Below are 1495 nucleotides of genomic sequence, written 5' to 3'. Positions count from 1 at the left end.
GCTACAGAACCAGCCGGAGGGTCTTGTCCGCGTTGCCGTTGACGTCCAGTTCACGCATCCCGATATTCATGGAGGGGTCGCTCGCCACGTCGGGACACCAGTCGAAGACCGAGTACGGCACGTTCTCCGGGAACGGACCGCTCCACTGTCTCCCGTCGACCGCGAAGGCGTACCAGTACCAGTAGCGGTTCACATCGTCGAGATCCCCGCCGTATGTGACGGCGGAGCCACCTGGCTGGATGACCCACCAGCCTTTTCTGCGCCAGGGTTCTGGTCGGCAGTTGTTGTCGAGCCGCTCGATCATCACATTGACCGTGGCGGAATATCCGTTGATGAAACGCAGCATGTCGTCAGCCCCCTCAGTTCCCGGTGGTCTTCGGCTGTCGGCGTACCGCGGGTTTTCCGGACGCGCTCCCCTTCGCCGGACCGCCGGGTGCGGCGGCGTGACCGGAGCTGACCTCCTCGGTCCCGTCCGCGGCCGTGGTGGTCGTCCCTCGGGGTCCCGCTGCCCCGCCCTCCGCCGCGCGAGCCAGCGCCGCGGCGGACTGTTCCGGGTCCACACCCGAGGTGGGGTCTTCCTGATTGCCTGCCGGGGATGTGTCAGTCATGAATGCTGCACCCCTTCCAGAGCGACATGTCAGCCGCGTGATGTCAGCGGCTCTCCGGCTGAGGCTAGGGGAACGGAAAGGAATCGCGCCAGGGGGGCCGGTGACTATCCCGGAAATTCACTTCGTATGATATCCGTGCCGTCCTTTCTCATAAAGACTTATAAGACGGCGGGTATTCATTCCCTTCCCTGCCCTTCGGGGATGCGTGGCAGGGAGGGAACGGGCGGGACGGTGGTGCGCGGTCACCACTCCCGGGCGGCGATCAGCTCCTCCACATCCGCGTCGGCGAATCCGTAGGCCCCCGCGATGAACCAGAAACCCTCGCCTATCTCCTCCCGCGCGACGGTCTCGATCTCGCTCCCCGCCGCTTCGAACTCCGCCTCCAGCAGATTGAACTCCTCCGTCGCCACCCGGGTCAGCGCGTACAGGGCGGTCAGGTCCGACGGCCGCTCGGCCTCGATCCGCTCGCACAGCCGCAGCAGGATCGCCCTGCCCTTGTCGACGATGTGGCCGGGGAAGTACGCGTCCTCGTAGAGCTGTCCGAGAAACCCGTACTCCGCCACCCGCCGGTTGGTGATCGCCATGGCGCCGCTCCGTTCGTCCATCCCGTCGAAAGCCGATACACCGATCATGCACGCCGCCACTGACAACGGGCGTGCGCCGCCGTCCCCGGGGCGGCCGCGGGGCACCGGCCGCAGGTCCGGACGGCATGTGGCCTCGGGCGGTTGACGCGCCGTGGTGTGGCCTGACCCGTCGGGCAGACCCCAGGGTGCCCGCGGAGGAACCGTGATGTCGTCATAGGGTTCGGGCCCCCCGTTCCGCCCCGGGCCCGCCCCCGGGCGCACCCGGGGACGGCCGGGCGCCCCCACGTCAAGAAAAAACAACTG

General features: G+C 67.5%; 2 protein-coding genes. Both read right to left on the bottom strand.

All coding sequences use genetic code 11. From position 1 onward, the window contains the following. Position 1: 1 nt before the first annotated feature. Positions 2-346: a hypothetical protein gene (locus ACFVIM_RS35085; protein ID WP_384310416.1), complete on the bottom strand. Its 345-nt coding sequence runs from the start codon at positions 344-346 to the stop codon at positions 2-4. Between the two features lie 504 nt (positions 347-850). Further along, positions 851-1192 (bottom strand): DUF5713 family protein, encoded by a 342-nt coding sequence (locus ACFVIM_RS35080; protein ID WP_384310419.1) that lies wholly within the window; start codon positions 1190-1192, stop codon positions 851-853. Between the last annotated feature and the right edge of the window lie 303 nt (positions 1193-1495).

It is taken from the genome of Streptomyces sp. NPDC057638 (genome assembly GCF_042800315.1).
Classification (GTDB): domain Bacteria; phylum Actinomycetota; class Actinomycetes; order Streptomycetales; family Streptomycetaceae; genus Streptomyces.
The sequence above is the reverse complement of the archived record's forward strand: the minus strand, read 5'-3'. Positions and strand labels throughout refer to the sequence as shown.